Below are 25,719 nucleotides of genomic sequence, written 5' to 3' on the forward strand. Positions count from 1 at the left end.
TTTGCCTAGATTTAAACAAATGTTGCAAGCAACTTATATGCTCTACCAGGATAGTAGCACGGGTAAGTTAAACTGACCCAGGAAATTTAACTATAGCAACTTTAACATATTGCTATAACTCCGTGTATCCCCTCATGTCGTTGACCAGTGAGAGCTTTACTCTAGAATTTGAACGAAGACTTCTTAAAACTTATTTTTTTATGAAAAAATTAATTTTTATGTTTCAAATTTGGCAATTTACCGTACCTTGAGGCAATTTAGATGAACCAGCTTCACAATCACTAGTGGTGTCGATATGCATATCGATATTAAAATTGAAAAGCTTTAAATTACCAACGTAATTGGGAGTAGGAAATTTTCCTAAGTGACAGAACTGCTGTGGCTAATGTTAGACTATCTAGCGACTTGACATCAAGTTGCAATTAAAGTAACTGCATCTCAAGTGCGGGTAAAACTAGCAAAGTATTCTAGCTTTGATTATTCAGAATCTGGATTACACTATTATTTTGGATAATCAGGATATTTACTACCTAGCCTTGTTGGTTGTGTAACAATCCCCAAATACGCAATTCTCCTGTTAATCTTACGAATTTTTGTGCAAAGTAATGGTCATGGCTCCTGCCAAGATTCTTGTAGTTGATGACGACCCTGCGGTTCGCAACTTAATCCAACGCTTTTTGATTAAGCAGAACTATCAGGTGGAGGCCGCTGAGGATGGTAAATCAGCCTTAGCGCTATTCGAGCAATTTAACCCTGACTTGGTAATTTTAGATGTAAATTTACCAGACGTTATCGGGTTCAACCTCTGCCAAGAGATGCAAAGTCGTAATGGTGTGTTTGTTCTCATGCTCACTAGTCGTGCGGATGAAGCTGACAAGATTCGTGGCTTTGCTAAAGGTGCTGACGACTATCTCACTAAGCCATTTGGTTTAGGAGAGTTAGAAGTCAGAGTCGCCGCAATTTTGCGGCGACAGCGGGTTGTGACTACAGCAGAACAAAAACGCCTAGTTTTTGAAAAATTGATGATTGATCCCGTCCGGCGGGAAGTTACATTAAACAACCTACCAGTACCCCTAACAGCATTGGAATTTGACTTGTTGCATTTTTTAGCCAGCCATCCTGGGCGGGTTTGGCGACGAGCAGAACTAATTCAAGAAGTTTGGGACTATGAATATGTTGGCGACCAGCGGGTTGTAGATGTACATATTGGTCAAATTCGTAAGAAAATTGAAGCTGATGCCAGCCAACCAGCATTAATTCAGACTGTACGCGGCGTAGGTTATAAGTTTGAATGCCCTACTCATTCTCCGCAATTGGAAACTAACCCTTGAATTAATTGTTTCTACTGGTTTCCAATTGCCAGTTCTCGATCCAGGAAAACCCGCCTTGAGGACTGGAATTACTACAATACAACTAAATTTGTCAGGGCGAACGGTTGTTCGCCCTGACTATTAATGTATCTGTTGTTGCCTATAAGTTGGGAAAGTAACTAGCAGTTGTGAAATAAAGTTTCTAAATAAACACGAGCAGCACGGCGATCACTATCCCCATTTTGGAGTAAAAAAAGTGACAATGCTGCTGTTAATACACGGGTCTGATCCCAATCAGGGTGAGTTTCTAAATAGCTTTTGAGGGATTCATGGAGTGTTTCGGGAATTTCCGTAAAAATGCTCACCGTTGCGTTCATGAGATTTTCCTTCTCTGAGGTCGATCAAGCGAATTTGCTGGCACTCCAGAAGCACAAGATAGAAATTGTTACTTCTTTCGTCATCTGAATCATCTGCTCCAAACATCTCAGGTATTTTGTGATTTCCTTAGATCAATGGGCAAGAAAAAAATGCCAGTCGCATTATTGTGCTTCAAGAGGGGGTGAGTTTGTCAATGCTGCGAAATGTTAAAAACGATTCTTCAGGAAAGAAATATTGACGAAATAATCAGGGTTAAGGCTAAGTTTTTGTTACATTACTTTACAAAAACTCAGTCACTGAACTAACCGACATCTGTGAACTAGAAATCCCCAATAACACCGCAAGTGCCGATCATCTCGTAGCGTATCTGTGGAAAACTACTAAAATGCTTGTGGAAAGCCTGTGGAATCAGTGAGGAAAATTGCTGCTAATGATAAGAATTACAAAAAGTTTGAAGTAGGAATCAGAATCATCAGATTCCATCCCCATTCCCTGACAAGTGTAGGTTTTTAACTAAGCAATGAGTCAGGACGCTAAAAATAACGAGATAATAGTACTTCCATCAACCCTACACTGCAAATAATGTTTCTGGGGAAAAACGTAAAAAACCTACGCTCTACTCCCTACTCCTTTAACGTCTTCGTTCTTGCAGCTTGCGATACACAGCCTTTAAATCAACTTGATGATGAGCTAAGGCAACTAGAGTGTGATAAAGTAAATCCGCCACTTCCCCAGCAATAGCATCTGCCTCATCATCTTTAAAAGCCATGACAACCTCAGCCGATTCCTCACCTATCTTCTTTAAAATCTTGTTATCGCCGCCTGCGAATAACTTGCAGGTATAAGAACTATCTGAGGGGTTGTCACGGCGATCGCAGATCACCTGAAACACCTGGGATAATGTATCTGCTGGCGGTGGCGTAATTGTGCCTTCTAATTGATGAAAACAACTGCGTTCACCAGTATGGCAGGCAATATCTCCGATTTGCTCCACCCCAATCAACAAAGCATCACTATCGCAGTCATAACGGATACTCTGCACTTTTTGGATATGTCCCGAAGTCCCGCCCTTATGCCATAACTCTTGTCGAGAACGGCTCCAAAACCAAGTTTCCCCAGATTCCAAAGTCTTTTGTAACGACTCCCGATTCATCCACGCCATCATCAAGACTGTGCCATCTAAATAGTCTTGCACAATCGCTGCTACTAAACCCCGTTCGTCGTAGCGAATTTTTTCCACGGGAATAGCGTGACGCAATGAATCTGATTCGGTAGAAAACATACCAGCTTACTTGACTCTAACAACAATGATTAATGGATTCACGATACCATTCTCAATATGACAGCTGGCATGTTTTATGAAAATGAAAATTTATGATCTAGCCTGAAACAACAACATTTCTTTCCATTGCCGACTGCATTTTAACAGCACTTAACGCCACTTGGTGAGCTTTCGATGCTTCACCATACCAATGGAGAGCCGAGTTAAAAGCTGCACGGTAAAGCTCCTGGTATGCCTCAGATAACCGAGTCCGGATTTCTAAAGGCAAGTCGTCATTGGACTTATACAACATAGTTGTTATTTTCCTGGTTCAGCTATTTCTATAGGATAGAAATTATGCACAGTTTTTCACCCTATCCTAAGATAGAGCTTTTTTTGTTTGTCATTTTTAGGAGACAGCCTTGGTAAACACCACAATTAAAACCACAAAATCACAAGAAATTTTCGCCGCCGCCCAAAACCTCATGCCAGGAGGAGTCAGTTCTCCAGTGAGAGCATTTAAATCTGTCGGTGGACAACCCATAGTTTTTGACCGTGTTAAAGGCGCATACATCTGGGATGTTGATAGCAACCAATATATTGACTATGTAGGCACTTGGGGGCCAGCAATTTGCGGTCATGCTCATCCAGAAGTCATCTCAGCACTCCACGAAGCTTTAGAAAAAGGTACTAGTTTTGGAGCGCCTTCAGTTCTCGAAAACGTCCTCGCAGAGATGGTCATTGATGCTGTTCCTAGCATCGAAATGGTCAGATTTGTTAACTCTGGGACAGAAGCTTGTATGGCTGTTTTGCGGCTGATGCGGGCTTTTACCAACCGTGAGAAAATTATCAAATTTGAAGGCTGCTACCACGGTCATGCTGATATGTTCTTGGTAAAAGCGGGTTCGGGTGTGGCAACACTTGGTTTACCAGACTCCCCAGGAGTACCGAAATCCGCAACTAGCAGTACCCTAACGGCTCCTTTCAACGACTTGGAAGCAGTCAAAGCCTTATTTGAAGAAAACCGCGATCAGATTGCCGGTGTCATTCTAGAGCCAGTTGTGGGTAACGCTGGGTTTATTCCTCCCGATGCTGGTTTCTTAGAAGGACTCAGGGAACTCACCCACGAACATGGGGCTTTATTAGTATTTGATGAAGTAATGACAGGCTTTCGGATTGCCTATGGTGGCGCTCAAGAAAAATTTGGCATTACTCCCGATTTGACAACACTAGGTAAAGTCATTGGTGGTGGTTTGCCAGTAGGAGCCTACGGCGGACGACGAGAGATTATGTCCATGATTGCTCCTGCCGGCCCTGTGTATCAAGCCGGCACTCTTTCCGGAAATCCTTTGGCAATGACAGCTGGCATTAAAACCCTGGAATTACTCCAAAAACCTGGTACTTATGAGTATCTTGACCGAATTACTCAAAAGCTATCAGATGGTTTACTGCGAATTGCCCAAGAAACTGGTCACGCAGCTTGTGGTGGTCAGATTAGCGCCATGTTTGGCTTGTTTTTCACCTCTGGGCCTGTTCACAACTATGAAGATGCTAAAAAATCAGATACCGCCAAGTTTGGCCGCTTTCATCGCGGGATGTTAGAACGTGGCGTTTATTTAGCACCTTCTCAGTTTGAGGCTGGGTTTACTTCTTTGGCTCATACTGAAGAAGATATTGAGCAGACTCTAGCAGTTGCACGGGAAGTAATGTCTAGTCTTTAAGTGCTGAGTGCTGAGTTTTGAGTGTTAAAAGTAACTTTATTAGCGCCTGTGGCGCTATTTTAACTCAGCACTTAGCACTTTCAACTCAGCACTACTTAAGTGACTGTAAAAATATGTAAAAGTTTTAGTTCAACATCACTTATTACACAAATAACTTGATAACTACTGACGATCGCGCCTCATATCAGCTATCTTGTTGTGATGATCGCTTAGGTAAACGAGTCAAACTTTAGGAACTCTTCAAAGGATTTCCAGCATAAATTACCTGCCAAGAGTTGATTTTGGTTTAAATAATTAAACTAGAGCGTAATGCTCCTAGCCATTCTTCGCGCAGCGAGTTGACAGTGCATGAGCTACTGCTTAAATCCAACCTGTCCCAATCCAGAAAATGTAGTGTATAGCCAAAGGTGTCAGTCGTGTGGCTCGCGCCTACTGCTGCGCGATCGCTATCGGGTGAGTAAACCTTTAGGTCAAGGTGGCTTTGGAGCAACCTTCTTAGCTCAGGATGAAGCTTTACCTGGAGAACCGAGTTGTGTCATCAAGCAACTACGACCATCAGGAAACGCACCCCATGTTTTGCAAATGGCGCGAGAACTATTTGAGCGAGAAGCCAGAACCCTAGGTAAAATTGGCAACCATCCTCAAGTCCCAAGGCTACTCGACTATTTTGAAGAACAGGAACAATTCTATCTAGTTCAGGAATATATTAGCGGCGCTACCTTACAACAGGAAATCAAAGCTAATGGAGTTTTGAGCGAAGCAGGTGTTAAACAATTTTTGAGCGAGATTTTACCTTTACTGCAATATATCCATGAGCAAAAGGTAATTCACCGTGATATCAAACCTGCCAACTTAATTCGCCGGAGTCAAGATGCCAGAATGGTGTTAATTGACTTTGGTGCTGTCAAAAACCAAGTAACACAAGCTGCACCTAACCAATCAGGACAGACAGCCCTAACGGCTTATGCAATTGGTACTCCTGGTTTTGCACCACCAGAACAAATGGCGATGCGTCCAGTTTACGCTAGTGATATCTACGCTTTAGGAGTCACCTGTATTTATTTACTCACTAGCAAAACGCCTAAAGATTTAGATTACAATCCCACTACAGGGGAAATGATGTGGGAACAGTTGGTGTATGTGAGTGATCACTTGACTGGTGTATTGCGAAAAATGTTAGATGTTTCCGTCCGCAATCGCTACCAGTCAGCAACAGACGTTCTCAGAGCGTTAGAGATGGAGCCTTACTTAGATAGTTTGGCTAAAAGCCTGCTAGTAAAATCTGACACGAGTACTAAAGAAAAAACATCACAACGTGGAGACAACTCGGCTATTTTATGCAGCAATCCTTCTGCTGTAGGAGCTACGAATACAGGAGTAGCTCAGGTAGCAGCAGCCATTCGGGCTAGACGAGCTAAAATTGCCGAGGCCGCTGGTTCAGATCCTGGTGGAATGCGTCCAGCAGCTATGGGTAAACCAGGAATGTTGCCTAACAGCAATAGCAATAGTGCCAACACTCAACAGTCCAAGGCTGGACGTAGATTAGATAGCCAAACTTTATTAACAGCCTATCTCAAGGGAAGACGAGATTTTGCCTTACACAATTTAAACTTCTTGAATCTCCAAGGTAGTGAATTGTCAGAAACCAATTTTCATTCGGCTCAACTGCAAAGCACTAATCTCCAAGGAGCAAATCTTCACAATAGCGATTTTGGTCGGGCTAGTCTCACTCGCGCTAATCTCAGAGATGCTAATTTAACCAAAGCTTATTTCAACCATGCTGATTTAGAAGGCGCAGACCTGCGCGGTGCAGATCTTAGTTATGCTCATCTGAGCAATGCGAATCTTCGAGGTGCTAATTTGTGTGGTGCTAATCTAACTGGAGCCAAAATATTAGATGAGCAACTGGCACTAGCAAAAACTAATTGGATGACAGTACGCCCCAATGGTAAACGCGGCTTATTGTAATTAAACAGTTAAATATTACAAATTTTTGCCAAATTTTAAAAGTAAATATTAGGCTCTAATCGTTTAGATTAATTGAGGTCAAAATTAAGTAGTGAGACTCACTGCTTAATTTTTTCTTTGATATTAACCCGTAAATTTATACTGGAAATTTAATCTTTCTCATAATTAGTTAAAAAATGCTTAAATTATTCTTAATAATTAGCATCTGTTAAAATTAGACTACAGTAATTTACAATATAAAATAAAGTTACACAATATTTTTTTAATTCAAGTTGCATGAGATTTATCCTAAGTAGCAAAATGTCAGTAGAAATTCTTAAGTACAAGTCGTAAAACTTAATTCTATTGAGTTGCTAAATTTTAAACATAGCAGGAAAGGTTAAATAAATAATTCTTCCTGATTGTAGGCTGAGAAAAAAGTTCATGGCAGACATCAGCAAATCACATATATTTACGCTAAAAGGCTCAACCAAAATCGCTGAGTTCAAGAGTAAAGAAATAGAACGAAAATTAAGTTTATATCAGGTATTCGTCAAGTTATACGAACACCACAGTGGACTTTTAGAAGATATTCTTCAGATGGAAGACCTATCTTTGTCTGGTGTGACAGGTTTAAACTCAAGTTATGTGCAGGGTGTAGTAAATGATGGTAAGGCTTACTTAGTAACGAACTTGGGTGATCATCAAACCCAAACTTTACTACAACCACAGCAGATTTGGACAATCGGACGCGATCGCCAGTGTGGGATATGTATAGGGGATAAATATCTGTCTCGTCGCCATGCGGCCATCCAATATATAGATAAAGATGATGAACCGGGTTTTTACATAGTCGATTTTAAAAGTACTAACGGTTCCTTTGTGAATGGCGAACAAGTCTATCAGCGAATTAGACTCAAAGAAGGCGATCTCATTCGTATCGGGAATCTTACTTTTAATTTTTTCTACAACCATAATCATCGCATCTTACCCACAGTAGCGATGGAGTTACTTATGCAGCTGTCATCTCGCAATGGCTGTAATCTAGAAGATACATTAAGTTATTTTGCCCCAGAAAAATACTTACCAGAAATCCCAGATAAAGCTATTCCATTTACCAAAAATTTTGGTTTAGACCATCAAAATGGCCATGATGGCTTTACCACAGAACAAAAGTCAGATATTTTAGACCGATTTTTCAATCAAGTTACACCTTCTCCAATATGAAGACAGCAGTGAACAGTGATTATTTGTAACTATTCACTGCTCAATCAGCTAAGACACATCTAAATTACATCAACACAAAGCCCTGAGCGCCGATTCTGACGCTCAGGGCTTTGTGCTGTGCCATTTGTATTGACAAAGGAAAAGGGACAAATGACAAACCCGCTTACTTATTCTTCCTCTTCGTATTCATCTTCCTCGTCCTCACTGACTTTAGCTACAGAATTAGCAGAAACCACAGCCCCCGTATCAAGTTTTTGGTGTACCTGCTGTTTAATTTGTTCAACAAATTCCGGTTTTTCTTCTAAGTATTTAATTGCGTTGTCTCGACCTTGAGAAATGTTGTCACCGTTATAGCTATACCAAGCACCCTTGCGGGTTAAAACACCTGTTTCTTCGGCTATATCGACCAAACAACCTAAAATTGACACTCCCTTACCAAAAATAATGTCAAATTCCGCCACCCTAAAAGGTGGGGCTACTTTGTTTTTAGCAACTTTCACCTTAACGCGGTTGCCAAATTCTTCTGTACCTTTTTTCAAAGTTTGAATCCGGCGAATATCCAAACGCACAGAAGCATAAAACTTTAAGGCGTTACCACCAGTTGTAGTTTCGGGACTACCGTAGGTAACACCGATTTTTTGCCGCAACTGGTTGATGAAAATTACTGTACAACCAGATTTACCAATATTCCCAGTGATTTTACGGAGAGCTTGGCTCATCAACCTGGCTTGTAAACCTACATGAGTATCACCCATATCCCCCTCAATTTCCGCACGGGGAACTAATGCTGCTACTGAGTCGATAACTACAATGTCAACAGCAGACGAACGCACCAATTGATCAACAATTTCTAAAGCAGATTCTCCTGTGTCAGGCTGGGAAACCAGCAAATTGTCGATATCTACACCCAAAGCTGCTGCATAAGTAGGGTCTAGGGCGTGTTCCGCATCCACAAAGGCCGCAATGCCACCTTGTTTTTGAACTTCGGCGAGGGCGTGTAGTGCTACTGTTGTTTTACCAGAACTTTCAGGGCCATAAATCTCAATCACCCGCCCTTTAGGTAAACCGCCACCCAAGGCCAAATCTAAGGTGAGCGCCCCAGTGGAAATTGTCTCCACCCGCATCCGGGTTGCATCGCCCAAGCGCATAATAGCTCCTTTACCGAAGCTGCGCTCAATCTGGTTGAGTACAATATTCAGGGCTTTTTGCTTACCTGAATTGTCAGTGTTGATAGCCATTACTGCCTCTATCTATATATATGGATTTATGGAGTGTTAGGTTTGGAGGTGAAGTAGAACAGATATACTATTTTAGCCAGAAAATGCGGAAATAGGATTTCTTAGAGAAATAAACGTGACAACATCGTAACGCGATCGCTACTAGATGTGACTAGTACAAAATAACCTTAGTAGAGTTTTGGTTGCTAGTTCTCCCAAACACCTCCGTACCAATATAAATATCTGGTTCTATCAAAACCCGGTTATACAGAGATTTTTATTAAAAAGCTAAACTACAGAATCAAGTTTGTTGCTGTGCTATCTTTCTCACAGTCTCAAGATTAATTTGTAACTGTTCAGCTATTTCTTCCACCGTGATTCCCGCTTTCAATAGCAATGGTACAGCAGATAGCTTACCTTCTTCCCGACCTTCTTCCCGACCTTCTTCAAGTGCTTCTTGATAAACTCTAGTTTGTTTGAGGGCGTTCAATTTCAGCATATTTTCCACCTCTTCGCGGCTTAAATGAGGAAACTTATAAACTATAATTGTCTCGATTAAATCGATTATTGCTTGACTAGATAAAGGGTTGGCGATTTCTTGCCTTGTTTGTGATATCAGATTTCTGGCACGATTAGCAGCGTTTTCCTCTGGTTCTACCACTAATTTGATGATACCTATACCCAAAGATTTGGATGTCGGTTCGATTTCATCAAGATAGACTCGTTGCACTTTTGAACTATCTAACAATATTTGATAAAGTTTGGTATTATCTGGCTCTAGACTTCGCATAGGGTAGATAATGACTGCATACCAATCATAAGTAGCTGGATTTTGGTTGCAAAAGAGGAATAGTTCGGCAAATAGGCGATTGTACAGCAGTTCATCTTTCTGGAATTGTACTTCACAGAAATATACAGTTTGATCAGAGTTGTTTGCTGTTGGTAAAAACACTCCATCAATCCGAAAAGCAGTTTGCTTGATTTCTACTGAACGAAATTGATAATCTTGAGTATCACTAATAGAGCGCCCAAGCAACTCAAAGAAAATATTGGGAAACTCGGCAAATAATTGGTAAAAAATACTATCGGTCTTCACTCTGGCTATATGGAGGTAGAAAAAAGACGTTATGTTGATTTTAAGTGCAGAGTGGGTTGAAGCAAAATGAATTTCGAGTTTCCTGATACTGCCCTCTCCGTAGCAGGTATCACCAACTACATTCAATCTTTATTAGAAGAAGATAAAATACTACGGCAAGTTTGGGTAACAGGAGAAGTATCCAGCGCTAATCACCATCGGAGTGGTTTATTTTTTACACTCCAAGATCCAGATGGGACAGCAGGAATTAAGTGTGTCGCCTGGAATAGCCAAGTGGCAAAACTAGTGCAAATACCTGCGGTGGGCGAACAAATAATTATTTTGGGTAGTATCCGTCTGTATCCCCAAAGGGGAGAATATCAGTTAACAGTTTGGCAAGCGATACCTGCGGGTGTGGGTTTACAAGCACTGCGCTATCAACAATTACGTAACCGCTTGCTATCTGAAGGGTTATTTGATCAGCAAAGAAAGCGGCCGCTTCCTTCCCATCCCCAAACAATTGCCGTTGTGACTTCACCCACGGCTGCGGCTTGGGGTGATATTCAAAAAACCCTCAAACACAGATACCCAGGTTTACAAGTATTATTTTCACCAGCAACAGTACAGGGTGAACAAGCACCAGAATCGATAGTTAAGGCGATCGCACGAATAGAAAGAGATGGTCGAGCCGAGGTGCTAATTTTATCGCGGGGTGGTGGTGCGGTTGAAGAATTAGCTTGCTTTAACGATGAGCGAGTTGTTAGGGCTGTGGCTGAGTGTTCTATCCCGGTAATTACGGGGATTGGTCATCAAAGAGATGAATCTTTGGTAGATTTAGTGGCCGATGTCTGTGTACATACACCGACAGCAGCAGCAGAATTAGTTGTGCCTGCACTGTCAGAATTGTCTGCTCAACATCAGCAGCGAATTGATGCTTTGTATGATGCGGTGTATGAGGTGAAAGTCACTGCGGCCAATCAACTGCGAACATTACGTAATCGCTTGCAACGTGTCGGGTTAGATAGGCAAGTCAAACAAGAAATGCAAAAGTTAGCCTGGAAGCGTCAGCAACTTCTACAAGTCACTAGCCGGCGATCGCAGCAAGCCACACAACACTTAGAAATGTTGCGGCAAAAGTTAGCCACCCTTGACCCGAAAGCCGTGCTAAATAGGGGTTATGCCGTGGTACGGCAAGAAAATGGAGCGATCGCGCGGACTGCAACAAAGTTAACTGTTGGGCAAGAATTGTTGATTCAGTTGGGACAGGGAGAAGTTAAAGTGAAAGTGACGCAAGTGACTACAAAAACTCAAGAAGATTGATGGTTAAACGTAAGAGTTCCTCAAATTCTGAAGCGATCGCCAGTGTGAATTACGAGGCAAAGGTAGTGGAAATTGAAAAAATTATCGCTCGGATTGAAGCGGGTGAATTGGAATTGGAAGAAGTGTTTGAACAGTTTGCTACTGCTGTTGAGCATCTGCGCCAATGTGAAGACTTTTTGCAACAGCGACAACAGCAAGTAGATTTGCTGATTGAAACCTTGAATGATGATTAGTCAAATACTTTAGATGAGTATAATTCGCTTCTGGGAATAACCCGCGGCGCGGGTTCTATTTGTGTAGCCACAATTTCTCTTCACTAGGGCTGATTTTTAACCTGAAACATAATTCTCCCGTTAGTAATAATACACAAGAACCAAAATCTGGTAGAGTAACTCGGAACCTTAGCTAAAAAATCCGTTTTGCTAGATTTCATCTGGCTAATGTGCGAATTTTCAGGTGTTTAGGCAACTAAAAATTATGAAACCATTTCTGTTTGTAACCGATCTGGATGACACTCTTGTATATCGCACGGTGGGAAATGATGACACTTTACCAACGCTGAATCAATTACTCAGTCAACATCGCCAAGAATACGGCACAAAAATAGTTTATGCCACAGGGCGATCGCCTGTACTTTACCGCGAATTACAACTTACAAAAAATCTCATAGAACCAGATGCCCTGGTTTGTTCTGTTGGTACAGAAATTTACTTCCATAACAGTGATAACCCGGATACCGATTGGTCAGATCTCCTCTCCCCTGGATGGAACCGCGAATTAGTATTTTCCGTAGCTAAATCTTTTCCCGAATTATCACCACAACCGGATTCTGAACAACGCCCGTTTAAGGTAAGTTTCTTCGTTAAACAGGAATTTGCAGATAAAATTTTACCACAGATTGAGACAAAACTACAAAAGTATGCTTTAAATATAAAGTTAATCTATAGCAGCGGTATTGACCTCGACATTGTGCCGCGCTCAAGCGATAAAGGTCAGGCAATGCAGTTTCTTCGGCAAAAATGGCAATTTGCAGCAGAACAAACAGTTGTCTGCGGTGATTCAGGTAATGATATTGCTTTGTTCGCTGTAGGCAATGAACGGGGAATCATAGTTGGTAATGCCAGACCAGAGTTACGCCAATGGCATACTGAGTATCCTGCTGACTATAGATACTTAGCACAAGGTTCTTGTGCTGGGGGAATTCTAGAAGGTTTGCAATATTTTGGTTTTTTATGATTAGCTATCTCAAAGGTATTATTGCTGGTGTTCAGACAAATAACGGTAATCGCGTCATTTTGACTCTGGAAGTCAATGGCATCGGTTACGACTTGCAAGTTCCCCAACGGTTGGCACAACAGTTGCCAGAATCGGGAGGGGTAGCGCAAATTTTCACCCATTACCAAATTCGGGAAGAAGTGCCTTTACTCTACGGCTTTGCTTCTCCATCTGAACGGGATTTATTTCGTCACTTGTTAACTGTTAGCGGTATTGGTGCGGCGTTAGCGATCGCCCTCTTAGACACTTTAGAACTGCCTGATTTAGTCCAAGCAATTATCGCGAGTAACACCCAAATCTTAATTCAAGCCCCTGGTGTCGGCAAAAAAACCGCAGAACGCATCTGTTTGGAACTCAAAAGCAAGTTGATTGAGTGGCGCAAATCAGCAGGCTTCTTCGTTGCTACAGGCGGCCCAGCACCGGGGATTTTGGAAGAAGTGCAAATGACTTTATTTGCCTTGGGTTATACAGCCCACGAAGTCAGCCACGCTTTACACGTTGTGAGTGAAGACATTGGACTACCCAAAGATGCCTATGTGGAAGATTGGATTAAACAAGCGATCGCCCACCTTAGCAGTGAACAAGTTCAATAGTTAGTGCTGAGTAATGAGTGCTGAGTGCTGAGTAATGAATTTAAAAACGTCCACAACTGCAAGTCCATAAAATCTGGAATTGCCATAAATGCGCCAACTGCTTGCAGAATTTGTGGATTATGGGTGGAGGCGATACCAATGGTAGGAATACCAGCAGCAACAGCAGCACGAATACCCGAAGGAGAATCTTCTAAGGCGATCGCATTCTCTGCGTTAATCTTTAATGTGTTTAAAGCAACTTGATAAGGTGCAGGATCAGGTTTACCAGCGGTGCAATCCTCTGCCAAAATTACTGTATGAAAAACTTCTTTAATCCCTAAAACCTCTAGCATAAATTCTGCATTTAACCTGGGGGCGTTGGTAACTAATGCCCGTTTTAGTTGATGTGTGTCTGTCCAGGCTATGAGTTCAGCAAACCCACTCAACGGTTGCAGTTGGGAAGCAAGTTGGCGAAAAAGCGCTTCTTTATCATCAGCGAATTTTTGACCTTCTGCTGTTGATAATTGGGGCAAAATATCTTTGACAATTTCCGGGTTCAAACGACCACTAATCCGAGATTTGTAGAATGTTTCATCAATCTCGATGCTATAACTTGCCAACATTTGCTGCCAAGCTTGGTAGTGAATCGGGTCAGTGTTAACAATAGTTCCGTCTAAGTCAAAGAGAATTGCAGCCAGCATAATTCTTTAAGTGTAAATAAATGTTAACTTTATTTACATATTTTACCTTGTTTGATTCTCTTTATAATGATTATTTCTGAGTGATTACAACTTCACAACTAAAAACTATTGGTGAAATTTGGGAAATCTATACTGGATGAGGAACTACAAAGTATTCTCCATGTAGATTTCATACTTCATACTTCACACTTCATACTTCAAAAAATGGTAGCTGCCAAAGACTTTTTTCGCGTTGATGATTTATCCGTCCAGATTTATAATTCTGAAGCGGAAATGTCTATCGATGTTGCACAAATCACACGCAAATACTTAGAAGATGTCCTGAAAAAACAAGATAAAGCAGCTGTCTTATTAGCCACAGGTAACTCTCAACTTAAGTTTCTGGATGCGTTAATCAAGTTGGGCGGTGTAGATTGGTCAAAAATTACTTTATTTCACTTAGATGAATATTTAGGCATTACGGCGGAACATCCGGCGAGTTTTCGGCGTTATCTACGAGAACGTGTAGAAAAGAAACTCTATCCACAGCAATTTCATTATATAGAAGGTGATACATTAGAGCCTGTGGCTGAATGCGATCGCTACACGCAACTCTTGCAAGCACAGCCAATAGATTTATGTTGTTTAGGTATTGGTGAAAATGGACATTTGGCTTTTAATGATCCATCAGTAGCAAATTTTCAAGACTCTTACAGTGTAAAGTTGGTGAAATTAGATATCATAAATCGCCAACAACAAGTGAATACTGGTCAATTTCCTAATATTGACAGTGTGCCACAGTATGCTTTTACTGTCACGCTCCCATTAATTTGTTCAGCCAAGAAAATTATTTGCCTCGCGCCAGAAAAACGCAAAGCCCAGATAATAAAACAGATGTTACAACAGACAATCAGCACAGATTGTCCTGCATCGATTCTCCGTCGTCAATCACAGGCAACATTATTTTTAGATATAAATTCTGCTAGTTTATTGTCGAAAAAAAACTAGGAATCATATCTTTTTATGTAAGTATTCAGGAGTCAGAATTCAGGAGTCAGAAGTTTTAAAGAATCAGGAGAAATATTTGATGAATTAATTTGCTAATTCTATAGATATTTCTAAATTCTGGCTTCTGACTCCTGGGTGCTGAATTCTTACCTTTTTATTACCACTCCCCACTCGCCAATTTAATACTAGATAAACAAGCCTCAAGATAAGGACAATCTTCACACTTAAGTTCTTTCCCAGGATTAGTACATCCACAAGGAGGATTCATCAAGAATTCACTAAGTTTTTTAGGTGTTGAAGAATATTGAAATATTATCTCGGCAGCAGTTTCTTGTATACAGAAAATAACATCACGCACCATAATCCTTAACCTTTGTTTATCTAAGTAAACTTTCTATACTACAGACCATCTAACCCATGCTGAAACTTGATCCTCGAATACAAACTCTCTTCTCTGAGAATTAGCAGTCTCAGCTACTAGGACTTTCAGAGTTACAGCTTGCATATCATGATTAATAATTTGCTGTCCGTAACCAATAACTTTTCCTAGATGGCCTGTTTGTTGATTTAGCACATAATCACCAATGGTGAACATAATGGCACTTTCAACGTCTATAAATAAATGATTTTTTCCAAATTCTCTATGGAGAGTTAAATAAAAACCTCATTCTTATAGCATGATTTAATTTATGCTAACTAAACATATTCTCTGACCATAGATAGATGTCAGTTTCTCAAAAGAAAAATTGTATTGGATGATTTTTTAATAATAATTAGCAAAACCCGATTTTTTGGCTAAAATTCTGCCTAAACCGGGTTTTTGTGGTTTGGTATTTTACATCTAAAGTCAGGTGGGCAATAGTGAGAATTTATTTGGGTAAACCCTAATTTTTACTTTGTGGACAAAGATATTAGCCTCTGACTAGCACAGTGATGCATTAGCAAAATAGCCAAGAAACACTTTTTCTTCCTTTTAACCTATGATTAAAGATTCATCTTCATCTATTAAATGCTAACTCTTCTTTTTGTTTCATGATGGTTAAATACTCATTACGAGTTCCATCTACACGGTAGTGGTCGCAGATGCGACAGAGTTTGAGAAGATCCAATCGACTAAATACTTTTTGGCGTTCAATTGCATTATCGTTTCGCCAACGCCAAAAAGTTGTGCGGTCAATGCGGCGATCGCTCTCAGGCCATCTTCTCCGAGACAAGAACTCTACTAGTTCTTCTTCGTAAAATAAGTAACCCTTCGGTAATTTCAGAAGTTCTTCGCGTAAATTATTTAGCGGTATGAGTGGATCTAGCTCAGATAGTCTCATGCCAGCAAGCCCTTATATTTTCGTGTACGTCCAATTAAACAGAACGCTTCTGCAACACGGCTTTATCACTTTCAATTAAATTGAAATACTGTCAAGTTAAGATTAAATTGAGTAATGAGATAGTAGGGCGAATTTTCGTATCTATTCTCCCTACCACTGTATTTACCCGCTTTTCTCAACAACCAGTACAAATTGACGTGATTTAATCAAATACAATAAACTGATTGGTACTTAATTGCAACCCTTATGCAACAAAATGAGTCCTGACAAAGCACTAATTTTGATTTTCAGTTATTTTCAATAATTTTAAAAATCTACTTTTAGATAGATTTACAATTAATATTAGTTAAATATGGGAGTGATCGCTATTTATCAACTTCAGATGATGCAGCATTCTCAATAACCGGAGGGTGGGCAATGTCCCCAAGGTAAAAATCAGCTTTCGACAGAATTTTCTGCATTGCCCACCTGACTTGAACTAACGTAAACTAGTTAGTGCTAGATGCAAGTCTGAATCAGTTGCCTAGGCGGCCAAACTTAGATTACATTTACCCAAAAATCAGCTGTATCAACTTTACCATTGCGCTGGAACTGCATCCAAAGCTTATAAGTTCCAGGCTGAGGAAAACTGGTGATAAATTCTATCTGCCCATCTGGGCTATTTTTGAGTGCATGGGCATGGATATAATCGGAAACTGCCAGAGGTGATGAACTTTTGAGAATAACTAAATGACCTCTTTCGCCTAGATATGGTTGTAAATCCTTAATTGCCTGATTATTAGCAGCATCTTCGATATCAAAATTTAAGGTTACTTCTTTACTAGCTTGGATATTTTTATTAGCCCCGTTGAGATTAACTTTAATATTAGATAAAACTTTGGTTTTCTCAAACTTTTCTAAATTTTTTGGTAGTGGAACTGAGCCAGGAATATTGACTTGCATGAGTGACACTACCTCTTTTTGTCCAGATGGTTTATAGTCACTAAACAAGCTATAATTGCCAGGACTAGAAAAATTAGCACTTACTTCAAAACGACCATTACCTTTGTATATTGGATGAATGTGAGCATAAGTAGCTAAGTCATCTCTCACGACAATTAAATGCATTAGTTTTTCTTGAAAATTATCAAACTTGTCAATAGATTTTCCCGCAGTATCTTGAACATTAATAACTAAATTTACAGGTTGATTTGGTGCGAGATTTTTGGGCGCAGTCAGTTTAGCTTGGGTAGTAATTTTTGTATTAGCTTCATGACCTTTATGTTCCATTGAGTGTCCTTGATGATCACTCGACATATTGTGCTGATGCTCAGTATTATGTGCATCACTATCAGATACTTTTTTTTCGGCAGATTTTGGGATCGATGAGCAACTAGGCGCTATCAATAGGCTAGTTAAGACAATCATTCCCGTCAAAAAACGCTTCATTTTACTCTTATCCTCCAATTAAACTTAGCGTTCTACTAAAAATTTAGCCTAACCTAGCTTAAGCATATTCGCATCTTTTAAACAGATACTAACAGTCACTTAATATAGATTTTGTTGATGATAACTCACGCAAATTTGAGATAAACACTAGTTGATTATTTTCATTCCAGGTAAAACCACCATGAAAATAGGTTATATTTGTTATACGATAAAAAGTCAATTTCAGAATATTTACGGTAACAAACAACTGGTTTTTGAGATAACTTGATGTCAATCAATATTTATTACATTACTTAGTTAAAAAGCTCATTATTATGCAGTATGAAGGATACAAGTACTTTATAGGTGTCTACACACTGATGCGGGAAAAAACCTTCCCCCAACTATGACGCTCCAGTAAAGACTTTTACAATAAATTAGGTTTTGAGGATGGTGTTTTTAGATAATTTTTTTTTCCTAATCAGTTTATTCCCCACGGACATTGCTATCTCTGGAAACCGGGATTAGTCTGGTTACATGTTATTTCAGATACACTAACTGCAATAGCTTATTATTCAATTCCAGTCATGTTGGTGTATTTCGTTCGCAAACGAAGAGATGTGCCTTTCTACTGGATATTTTTAATGTTTGGCGCATTTATCATTGCTTGCGGTACAACTCATGTCATGGATGTGTGGACACTGTGGTATCCCATTTATTGGTTGTCAGGATTGATTAAAGCAATCACAGCATTAATCTCGGTAACTACAGCTATACAACTTTTGCCATTGATACCTCAAGCACTAGCTTTACCTAGTCATGCACAACTAGAGGCGGCAAACTCTCAATTAGCAACAGAAATTGCCGAACGTAAACGAACAGAAGAAATCCTCCGAGAAAGTGAAGAACGTTGGCAGTTAGCTTTACGTGGCAATAATGATGGTATTTGGGATTGGAATATCAAAACAAATCAAGTTTTCTTCTCCTCTCGTTGGAAAGAAATGCTTGGTTATGCAGACAATGAAATTGAAAATCATCTTCAAGAAATCTGGATACGAGTCCACCCAGAGGATTTAGATTCTGTAGTGAAAGCAGTTCAAGATCACTTTGCTAAAGTTACGCCATTTTACGCTAAAGAATTTCGAGTTCTGTGTAAAGACAGGACGTATAAATGGATATTAGATCGGGGTCAAGCTTTATGGGATGAAGCGGGTAATGTAATCAGGATGGTAGGTTCTCATACTGATATTACTGAGCGCAAACAAGCAGAAGAAACTCTGAGTCAAATACTTGCACAACTAGAAATCAAAGTAGAGGAACGCACAGCCGAGTTAAAAAAAATCAACGGATCACTAGAGACAGAAATTACAAAACGTAAACAAATAGAAAAGGCATTACGAGATAGCGAAGAGCGATTCCGCACTGCATTTCATCAAGCAGCAGTTGGGATTGCCCATGTAGGTTTAGATGGAAGATGGTTATTAGTTAACCAAAGACTTTGCGATATTGTTGGGTATACAGCCGAAGAACTAGAGTTACGCACTTTCCAAGAAATTACTCACCCAGATGATTTAACTACTTCTTTGAAATACGTTGAGGAAATATTAATAGGTAATATTCAAACTTACACTATAGAAAAACGTTATTTTCGCAAAGATGGTTCTGTTGTCTGGATTAATCTGACTGTCTCTTTAACACGCAATACTATGGGAGAACCAAAGTATTTTATTGCTGTCATTGAAGATATTAGCGATCGCAAACATTCTCAAGCACAAATTCAAGCATCATTACTAGAAAAAGAAGTCTTACTGAAAGAAATTTACCATCGGGTAAAAAATAATTTACAGGTAATTTCTAGTTTGCTCAATTTGCAATCTGAGTATATTAAAGACAAACAAGATATGGAAATTTTTCAACAAAGTCAGCAGCGCATTGCCTCAATGGCGTTGATTCATGAAAAAATGTATCAATCTCCTGATCTGGCGCGAATTGATTTTGGAGAATATATTCAAGATTTAGTTGCCAGCTTGTTTAGTTCTTACGAAGTTAATGAAGGCGCAATTTCTTTCAAAGTCAATGTTGATGCTCATATCTTACTCGGCTTGGATTTAGCAATTCCCTGTGGTTTAATTATTCATGAACTGGTTTCTAACTCTTTAAAATATGCCTTTCCTCATGGTGGAGATGGAGAAATTTATATTGGAATTACAGAAAACTTCGATCAGCAGTTCACTATCACTGTTAGCGATAATGGCGTTGGCTTACCACCTCATTTCAATTTCAAAACTACAGCATCTTTAGGTTGGCAGTTAGTCGATGCTTTGACTCAACAAATAGCAGGTGATATCAATATTCAAAGTAATACTGGTGTAGAGTTTCAGATAAGATTTCCATTAATATGACAGGGCTTACATAACTGGCAAGTTTATTTTCTAGTACAAGAGTCAAGGGTCAAAAATAAAGGTTTTTTAAACTATTGACCATTTACTCTTGACAGCCCAAACGAAAAAAGTATAGGAATCCGACTTGATTATTGAAATTACTTGTGTAGGTAGGGAACAGGGAACAGGAAAGGAATTAATAGAGGTGTACTGAGTTTTTTCTTCAAATCAAATATGATTCCTATATTTTTGTAAGTACTATATAAGTTAGAAGGTAAATTTCTAATAATATCACAAGATAGGAGGACAAAATAGGGGTTTCATCTGATGGTTTTTTACATACTTATTTTTGTCTGCACTTTAAGACTTAAATTTATAAGATACATACATGACAGACGCGAATATTTTAGTTGTCGAAGACGAATCTATTGTTGCTAAAGATTTACAAAATAGACTGAGAAAATTTGGTTATACAGTTCCTGCTATTGCTTCTTCAGGACAAGAAGCAATTAATAAAGCTGTAGAAATCAGCCCAGACTTAGTACTAATGGACATACGATTAAAAGGGCAAATGGATGGTATACAAGCTGCGGAACAAATTCATAAATACTTAGATGTCCCCATAATTTATTTAACTGCTTATGCCGATGAAAGTACTCTAGAAAGAGCAAAAATCACCGAGCCATTTGGTTATTTGTTAAAGCCCTTTAAAGAAAGAGAACTAAAAACTAATATTGAAATAGCTCTCACCAAGCATAGGCTAGAAAAGCAATTAAAAACTAACCAGAAATGGTTGTCTACACTCTTAAATAGTATTGGTGATGGTGTGATATCGAGCGATAGCGATCAACTAGTCACTTTTATGAATCCGGTAGCAGAAAAGTTGACAGGATGGACGCAATCAGAAGCTATTAAAAAAAATATATCAGAAATATTTAAAATTGTTGATATCGCAACTCGTGAACCCTTAGAAAATCCGATAAAAAAAGTTTTACAATCAGGAGCGATCGCGCCTCTCTCGACAACAACTATACTGATTGCACCAAACGGTAGTGAAACACCAATTGATCATAGCGCCGCACCCATCAAAGACGACAAAGATAATATTACAGGTGCCGTATTAGTATTTCGGGATGTGACGGAACGGCTACAAGCAATGGAAGCTCGACAACAGCAAATCAAACAAGAGCAGCTAAATCAACTCAAAAATGACTTTTTAAATTTAGTGTCTCATGAATTGCGATCGCCCCTCTGTCACATGAAAGGCATGATCCAAATGTTACAGATGTCAACAGCTGTTCAAGAACAGCATTACTTTCTCGACGTTTTAGAAGCAGAGTGCGATCGGGAAATGGAATTAATCAACGACTTATTAGAGTTACAACGGCTCGAAAATTCATCTAATCTGCTGCTGGCTCCTGATTTGTTACTCTTGCAACAGTGGCTACCTTGGGTAATTGAGCCATTTCAAATCCGCACTCAAGAACATCAACAAACCTTACAGCTAAATCTACCCGAAAATTTGCCTTCACTATTTTCCGACCGTACCAGCTTAGAACGCATCTTAGTCGAATTGCTCAATAATGCTTGTAAATATACCCCTGCTGGTGGGGCAATTATTTTGAGTGTCAGTCATGAAATTTCCGAACTTTCAGTCAAAATGAGCATTGCTATCAGTAACTCAGCCGAAATTCCCACCGCCGAATTACCCAAAATTTTTCAAAAATTCTACCGTATCCCTGAGACAGATATTTGGAATCAAGGTGGTACAGGCTTAGGTTTAGCGATTGTCCAGAAGTTAGTAGCACAATTGCAAGGTAGCATTCAAGTCGCAAGTAACCAGGGATGGACGACGTTTAGTTTAATATTGAGTGATTTAGAATTGACAATCTAAATCAAAAGTTTAATGCTGGCAGTGAATTAGTTTTGGCCTTTTAGGATGTGTTTACCTATCTCGCTAACGACATAACAAAATCCTAAACCGCCAAGTCAATACTATAGCTGCACAAGCTAAACCGATTGCTAACCCCCACCAAAGACCAATCGCCCCAAAACCAAACCAAATTTCCAACGCGTAACCAGTCAATAAACCAACACCCCAGTAAGCAAAAACCCCAATCAACATTGGGATTTGAGTATCTTTTAATCCGCGTAATGCTCCGGCGGCGGTGACTTGTATTCCATCAACAATCTGAAAAATCGCGGCTACCGCCAGTAATTTCATCGCCAAAGCCACTACGTCTTGATTGTTGGGATTGTCAATATCCAGGTAAAGCGAAACAACCAATTTTGGAACTAGCCAAAATATCAATCCGGCGATCGCCATAGACAAGCCTCCCAGGGCAATTCCCACATATCCAGCCAGACGCACACCCTTCCAGTTTCCCTCTCCAACTAACTGTCCCACACGCACTGTAGTGGCGAAAGAAATGCCCAAAACCATCTGAAATGACATAGAAGCCGTTTGCAAAGCAATTTGATGGGCAGCTAGAGCCGTTGTCCCCAATTGCCCGATGAGAAATGTGACAACAGTAAATAATCCCGCTTCCACGGCAACTAGTCCAGCAATAGGCAAGCCAACCTGAAAAATCTCCCAAAAAATGCGGCGACTCTGACGGTTGAAGCTGTAATTAGCAGAAAACTGAAAGATATTGTAAATTGCAAAGCGCCGTTGACTAGCTATATAAATAGCCAAGGCAATAAACATACTCCACAGGGATAGAGTGCTGGCCCAACCGATACCAGCTAGTCCGAGGGAGGGTAATCCAAATTTGCCAAACATTAAAACATAGTTAGCTGTAATATTTAGCAGCGTCCCCAAGACCACAGTTACCATGACTAACTGCGGTTGTGAGATGGCAGAAAGAAAGCTTTTCAGCACAGCAAAACCCAATCCGGGGATAAAACCCCAAGCGATCGCTCTTAAATATGTTTGCGCTAATGTTGCTGTGTTAGCATTTTGCCCCAGTAACACCAGCAAAGCACCTCCATGCCAAAGAATGACTGTAATCGGTATTCCTAACAGCAGAGATATCCCTAACCCTTGTTGCACAATCTGTCCAATTTTTTCAGGCTTGCCGGCTCCCGATGCTTCCGCCGCCAAAGGACTAACAGCAGCAATCATGCCCGTAGTGATGAGCAAGAAAAAGGTAAAAATTGCCGCACCTAAACCTCCAGATGCGATCGTCTGACTTCCCAACCAACCCATCATGACTGTATCTACAAAACCAGTTGCCGATTGCGCTAGTTGTGCTGCTGCTAATGGAACAGCTAACAGCAGACATTGTTTAACTTCAAAAATTAATCTGGATCTGCTGGTGTTGTCATTCATCATCAGATTTAAAAATTACGTGAGGATGGGATAATTTGCCGTTTCTACTTTTGTAGAATATGGCAAAAATTAACCACCAACAGCAGTTTATGTTGTTGGTGGTTAACTTCACTCATCTAAATGGTCGATTTCCTCTGGTTTATATTCATCGGTATCGATTAGCTCTACCACTTCTTCCTCGTCGTCTTCCTCATCTTCGTAATAGTTTTCCGCAAATACGTAAGGTTGTAATCGACCAGTACTAGCTAACCAATCAAGTAAAGATTGCTCTTGCTTGAGAGGAATTATCGGTGCTGGCTGATAACGGGGTTCTTCGTGGAGAGCAGGGTTAGACAGTTTAACCATTGTGTTTGACCCCCGAAGAGTCTCTCTGCATCCCAAGTTGCTTTCAGCAATTGCAACCCGGTATGATTAACAGTCTGCTGCGTGTAATTTCAAAAACCTCTAACTTGTGGTAGATGTTCTTCTTTCCACAAGAATGATTTGCGGTTAATTTGCGAAGTAAATTTTTTGTGTGCGATCGCCTACATGATTTGATAACTCTTGATGGATGCAATGTAGACAAACGGATTTATCTGTCAGGTTCTTATTGAATTGTCCCTGTTCCCTGTTCCCTATTCCCTGTTCCCTTCCTAAACATAAACACAACAACCAAGCAAAGCCTGATTGTTGTGTAAGGGTGTGGCACTTCACTGTTATGCTCTGCTTAGGAAGTCAGAGCGTGATGCTACTTGTAAAGTTCTGTTGCTAAACGCCAAGCCAGAAGACCTGGAATTAGCGCCACAACTAGAGCAATGTAAACTTGAGTATCTGAGATGGGCATGGTTGAAAACCTCCTAAGCTCAAATCAATTTTGGACAGTTCGTTTACTACTTTTCCTTGTTTTGCCAGTTTTGGGGAATATCTTGTTACAAGATGCAACAAAAGCCGCTGTCAGTCGGTAGTCTATAGTTATCTTTCATTATAAAAATTTATAAAAATATGGATTTGTATTTAGGGATTGATTATGGCACCTCTGGCGCAAGGGGGGTGGTGATTGACGATGAAGGGAATGTGCAAACAGAAGTGCGCTATCCTGGGCAAAAACTCGAAGCTGCACATTGGAAAAGTGCCTTATGGAGCTTATTAGCAGCTATTCCTGAGCCATTGCGGCAACAAATCAGAGCGATCGCCATTAATGGGACTTCCTCGACTGTTTTATTGTGCGATGCGGCTGGTGAGCCTGTAGATGCACCTTTACTTTACAACGATGCACGGGGCGCAGTTGTGCTGGAGCAATTGAGGCAAATTGCGCCGCTTAACCATACAGTATTAAGTGCTACTTCTAGTCTTGCCAAACTTCTGTGGATGTCACAGCAAGCATTTTTCTCAGAAGCTAGATATTTTCTACATCAGGCAGATTGGTTAGGATTTCTGCTGCATGGGCAATTGGGTATTAGCGATTACCACAATGCTCTAAAGCTAGGTTACGACGTAGAAGCTTTGCAATATCCAGAATGGATAGAAAAACTAGAAATATCGATTCAGTTACCGCAAGTTTTCGCGCCTGGGACACCCATTGCCGAAATTCGCCCAGATATTGCGTCTCAGTTTGGTTTACCAACAGATTGCTTAGTATGTGCTGGGACAACAGATAGTATCGCTGCTTTTATCGCCAGCGGTGCAGAATTGCCAGGGGAAGCTGTAACATCCCTTGGTTCAACGTTGGTACTCAAGTTATTAAGCCATACCCGTATAGAAGATGCCAGATATGGAATTTACAGTCATCGTTTTGGTGATTTGTGGCTAAGTGGCGGTGCGTCTAATACTGGTGGTGCAGTGTTGCGAGAATTTTTTACCAATGCAGAGTTAGAAAGTTTGAGTCAGGAAATTAATCCAGCCAAAATCAGTAATTTAGATTATTATCCTTTGTTGAAAGCAGGCGATCGCTTTCCCATTAATGACCCCAAATTACCGCCAAGACTCACACCCCGCCCAGAAACACCAAAAGAATTTTTACACGGGTTGCTAGAAAGTATTGCGCGGATAGAAGCACGGGGTTATGAATTACTGCAAAGCTTGGGAGCAAATCAGGTACAACGAGTTTATACAGCAGGCGGTGGTGCAGCCAATTCAACTTGGACTGCTATTCGTCAACGGCATTTAAAAGTACCTGTAGTTACTTCAGCGAACACCGAAGCCGCTTACGGCACAGCACTTTTAGCGAAAGCAAAAGCCAGCAACCAGAAGGATGAAAAAAAGTTTACATAAAAAAACCAGAATTCCTGTGTATTTTCTGATTTTTTTT

The 25,719-nt window shown here is 40.2% G+C and carries 24 protein-coding genes; 12 read left to right on the plus strand and 12 right to left on the minus strand.

The genetic code is table 11. The features are described from left to right. Positions 1 to 611 precede the first annotated feature (611 nt). On the plus strand, positions 612 to 1,331 hold the full coding sequence (locus IQ244_RS13315) for a response regulator transcription factor (protein WP_193894720.1): 720 nt from the start codon (positions 612 to 614) through the stop codon (positions 1,329 to 1,331). A 158-nt stretch (positions 1,332 to 1,489) separates the two neighbouring features. Here IQ244_RS13315 and IQ244_RS13320 read toward each other — a convergent pair whose 3' ends face one another. The 3 genes from IQ244_RS13320 to IQ244_RS13330 form a co-directional block, all read right to left on the minus strand. Then, complete coding sequence (locus IQ244_RS13320) at positions 1,490 to 1,687, minus strand: DUF2811 domain-containing protein (RefSeq protein WP_015115341.1); 198 nt, start codon at positions 1,685 to 1,687, stop codon at positions 1,490 to 1,492. A 632-nt stretch (positions 1,688 to 2,319) separates the two neighbouring features. Further along, a complete protein-coding gene (gene hisIE / locus IQ244_RS13325; RefSeq protein ID WP_193894722.1) occupies positions 2,320 to 2,970 on the minus strand; it encodes a bifunctional phosphoribosyl-AMP cyclohydrolase/phosphoribosyl-ATP diphosphatase HisIE in 651 nt (216 codons plus the stop codon). Between the two features lie 97 nt (positions 2,971 to 3,067). Then, complete coding sequence (locus IQ244_RS13330) at positions 3,068 to 3,262, minus strand: ChaB family protein (protein WP_193894724.1); 195 nt, start codon at positions 3,260 to 3,262, stop codon at positions 3,068 to 3,070. A gap of 109 nt (positions 3,263 to 3,371) precedes the next feature. Between IQ244_RS13330 and hemL the strand changes: the two genes are divergently transcribed. The 3 genes from hemL to IQ244_RS13345 all read left to right on the plus strand — a co-directional run bounded on the left by hemL (position 3,372) and on the right by IQ244_RS13345 (position 7,844). Further along, positions 3,372 to 4,670, plus strand: coding sequence for a glutamate-1-semialdehyde 2,1-aminomutase (hemL, locus tag IQ244_RS13335; RefSeq protein ID WP_193894726.1), 1,299 nt, complete (start codon positions 3,372 to 3,374; stop codon positions 4,668 to 4,670). Positions 4,671 to 5,018: 348 nt separating this feature from the next. Then, complete coding sequence (locus tag IQ244_RS13340; protein WP_193894728.1) at positions 5,019 to 6,638, plus strand: serine/threonine-protein kinase; 1,620 nt, start codon at positions 5,019 to 5,021, stop codon at positions 6,636 to 6,638. A 423-nt stretch (positions 6,639 to 7,061) separates the two neighbouring features. Further along, the gene (locus IQ244_RS13345; protein ID WP_193894730.1) at positions 7,062 to 7,844 is read left to right on the plus strand and encodes an FHA domain-containing protein; all 783 of its coding nucleotides are present in this window, start codon (positions 7,062 to 7,064) and stop codon (positions 7,842 to 7,844) included. 167 nt (positions 7,845 to 8,011) lie between these two features. Here the strand turns inward: IQ244_RS13345 and recA are convergent, their stop codons facing one another. Together recA and IQ244_RS13355 are read right to left on the minus strand one after the other, a co-directional pair. Next, positions 8,012 to 9,082: a recombinase RecA gene (recA, locus tag IQ244_RS13350; protein ID WP_193894732.1), complete on the minus strand. Its 1,071-nt coding sequence runs from the start codon at positions 9,080 to 9,082 to the stop codon at positions 8,012 to 8,014. Positions 9,083 to 9,362: 280 nt separating this feature from the next. Beyond that, on the minus strand, positions 9,363 to 10,157 hold the full coding sequence (locus tag IQ244_RS13355; protein ID WP_193894734.1) for an Rpn family recombination-promoting nuclease/putative transposase: 795 nt from the start codon (positions 10,155 to 10,157) through the stop codon (positions 9,363 to 9,365). Positions 10,158 to 10,223: 66 nt separating this feature from the next. Between IQ244_RS13355 and xseA the strand changes: the two genes are divergently transcribed. The 4 genes from xseA (at position 10,224) to ruvA (ending at position 13,324) form a co-directional block, all read left to right on the plus strand. Next, positions 10,224 to 11,456 carry an exodeoxyribonuclease VII large subunit gene (gene xseA, locus IQ244_RS13360; RefSeq protein WP_193894736.1) on the plus strand — a complete coding sequence of 411 codons (1,233 nt, stop codon included), beginning with the start codon at positions 10,224 to 10,226 and terminating at the stop codon, positions 11,454 to 11,456. After that, positions 11,456 to 11,689 carry an exodeoxyribonuclease VII small subunit gene (xseB, locus tag IQ244_RS13365; protein WP_193894738.1) on the plus strand — a complete coding sequence of 78 codons (234 nt, stop codon included), beginning with the start codon at positions 11,456 to 11,458 and terminating at the stop codon, positions 11,687 to 11,689. Before xseA ends, xseB begins: the two co-directional genes overlap by 1 nt. A gap of 244 nt (positions 11,690 to 11,933) precedes the next feature. After that, positions 11,934 to 12,692, plus strand: a complete 759-nt coding sequence (locus IQ244_RS13370; protein WP_193894739.1) for a sucrose-phosphate phosphatase — start codon at positions 11,934 to 11,936, stop codon at positions 12,690 to 12,692. Beyond that, on the plus strand, positions 12,689 to 13,324 hold the full coding sequence (gene ruvA, locus IQ244_RS13375) for a Holliday junction branch migration protein RuvA (RefSeq protein WP_193894741.1): 636 nt from the start codon (positions 12,689 to 12,691) through the stop codon (positions 13,322 to 13,324). The genes IQ244_RS13370 and ruvA overlap by 4 nt, the downstream gene beginning before the upstream one ends. On the opposite strand, the gene IQ244_RS13380 is transcribed toward ruvA, so the two are convergent. After that, entirely contained in the window at positions 13,318 to 14,004 is a 687-nt protein-coding gene (locus tag IQ244_RS13380) for an HAD family hydrolase (protein ID WP_193894743.1), read from the minus strand. The two genes, ruvA and IQ244_RS13380, sit on opposite strands and share 7 nt — an antisense overlap. 204 nt (positions 14,005 to 14,208) lie before the next feature. Here IQ244_RS13380 and IQ244_RS13385 point away from each other — a divergent pair, with 204 nt between their 5' ends. Beyond that, positions 14,209 to 14,991 (plus strand): glucosamine-6-phosphate deaminase, encoded by a 783-nt coding sequence (locus IQ244_RS13385; protein WP_193894745.1) that lies wholly within the window; start codon positions 14,209 to 14,211, stop codon positions 14,989 to 14,991. A gap of 394 nt (positions 14,992 to 15,385) precedes the next feature. On the opposite strand, the gene IQ244_RS13390 is transcribed toward IQ244_RS13385, so the two are convergent. From IQ244_RS13390 to IQ244_RS13400, 3 genes are all read right to left on the minus strand, one after another. Then, complete coding sequence (locus IQ244_RS13390; protein ID WP_193894747.1) at positions 15,386 to 15,586, minus strand: hypothetical protein; 201 nt, start codon at positions 15,584 to 15,586, stop codon at positions 15,386 to 15,388. Between the two features lie 403 nt (positions 15,587 to 15,989). Continuing rightward, positions 15,990 to 16,313, minus strand: coding sequence for a hypothetical protein (locus IQ244_RS13395; RefSeq protein WP_193894749.1), 324 nt, complete (start codon positions 16,311 to 16,313; stop codon positions 15,990 to 15,992). Between the two features lie 537 nt (positions 16,314 to 16,850). Next, complete coding sequence (locus tag IQ244_RS13400; RefSeq protein ID WP_193894751.1) at positions 16,851 to 17,741, minus strand: hypothetical protein; 891 nt, start codon at positions 17,739 to 17,741, stop codon at positions 16,851 to 16,853. 566 nt (positions 17,742 to 18,307) lie between these two features. Here IQ244_RS13400 and IQ244_RS13405 point away from each other — a divergent pair. Beyond that, the gene (locus IQ244_RS13405; RefSeq protein WP_193894753.1) at positions 18,308 to 20,122 is read left to right on the plus strand and encodes a PAS domain S-box protein; all 1,815 of its coding nucleotides are present in this window, start codon (positions 18,308 to 18,310) and stop codon (positions 20,120 to 20,122) included. 367 nt (positions 20,123 to 20,489) lie between these two features. Next, on the plus strand, positions 20,490 to 21,995 hold the full coding sequence (locus IQ244_RS13410) for a response regulator (RefSeq protein ID WP_193894754.1): 1,506 nt from the start codon (positions 20,490 to 20,492) through the stop codon (positions 21,993 to 21,995). A gap of 63 nt (positions 21,996 to 22,058) precedes the next feature. Here IQ244_RS13410 and IQ244_RS13415 read toward each other — a convergent pair whose 3' ends face one another. The 3 genes from IQ244_RS13415 to psaM all read right to left on the minus strand — a co-directional run bounded on the left by IQ244_RS13415 (position 22,059) and on the right by psaM (position 24,255). Continuing rightward, positions 22,059 to 23,435 (minus strand): MATE family efflux transporter, encoded by a 1,377-nt coding sequence (locus IQ244_RS13415; RefSeq protein ID WP_228058905.1) that lies wholly within the window; start codon positions 23,433 to 23,435, stop codon positions 22,059 to 22,061. Between the two features lie 105 nt (positions 23,436 to 23,540). Next, positions 23,541 to 23,777 carry a DUF3134 domain-containing protein gene (locus tag IQ244_RS13420; RefSeq protein ID WP_193894756.1) on the minus strand — a complete coding sequence of 79 codons (237 nt, stop codon included), beginning with the start codon at positions 23,775 to 23,777 and terminating at the stop codon, positions 23,541 to 23,543. A gap of 382 nt (positions 23,778 to 24,159) precedes the next feature. After that, positions 24,160 to 24,255, minus strand: a complete 96-nt coding sequence (gene psaM / locus IQ244_RS13425) for a photosystem I reaction center subunit XII (RefSeq protein WP_193894758.1) — start codon at positions 24,253 to 24,255, stop codon at positions 24,160 to 24,162. A gap of 158 nt (positions 24,256 to 24,413) precedes the next feature. On the opposite strand from psaM, the gene IQ244_RS13430 reads away from it, so the two are divergent. After that, the gene (locus IQ244_RS13430) at positions 24,414 to 25,682 is read left to right on the plus strand and encodes an FGGY-family carbohydrate kinase (protein ID WP_193894760.1); all 1,269 of its coding nucleotides are present in this window, start codon (positions 24,414 to 24,416) and stop codon (positions 25,680 to 25,682) included. Positions 25,683 to 25,719: the final 37 nt, after the last annotated feature.

The sequence above is a fragment of the Nostoc sp. LEGE 06077 genome, from assembly GCF_015207705.1.
GTDB lineage: Bacteria > Cyanobacteriota > Cyanobacteriia > Cyanobacteriales > Nostocaceae > Nostoc_B.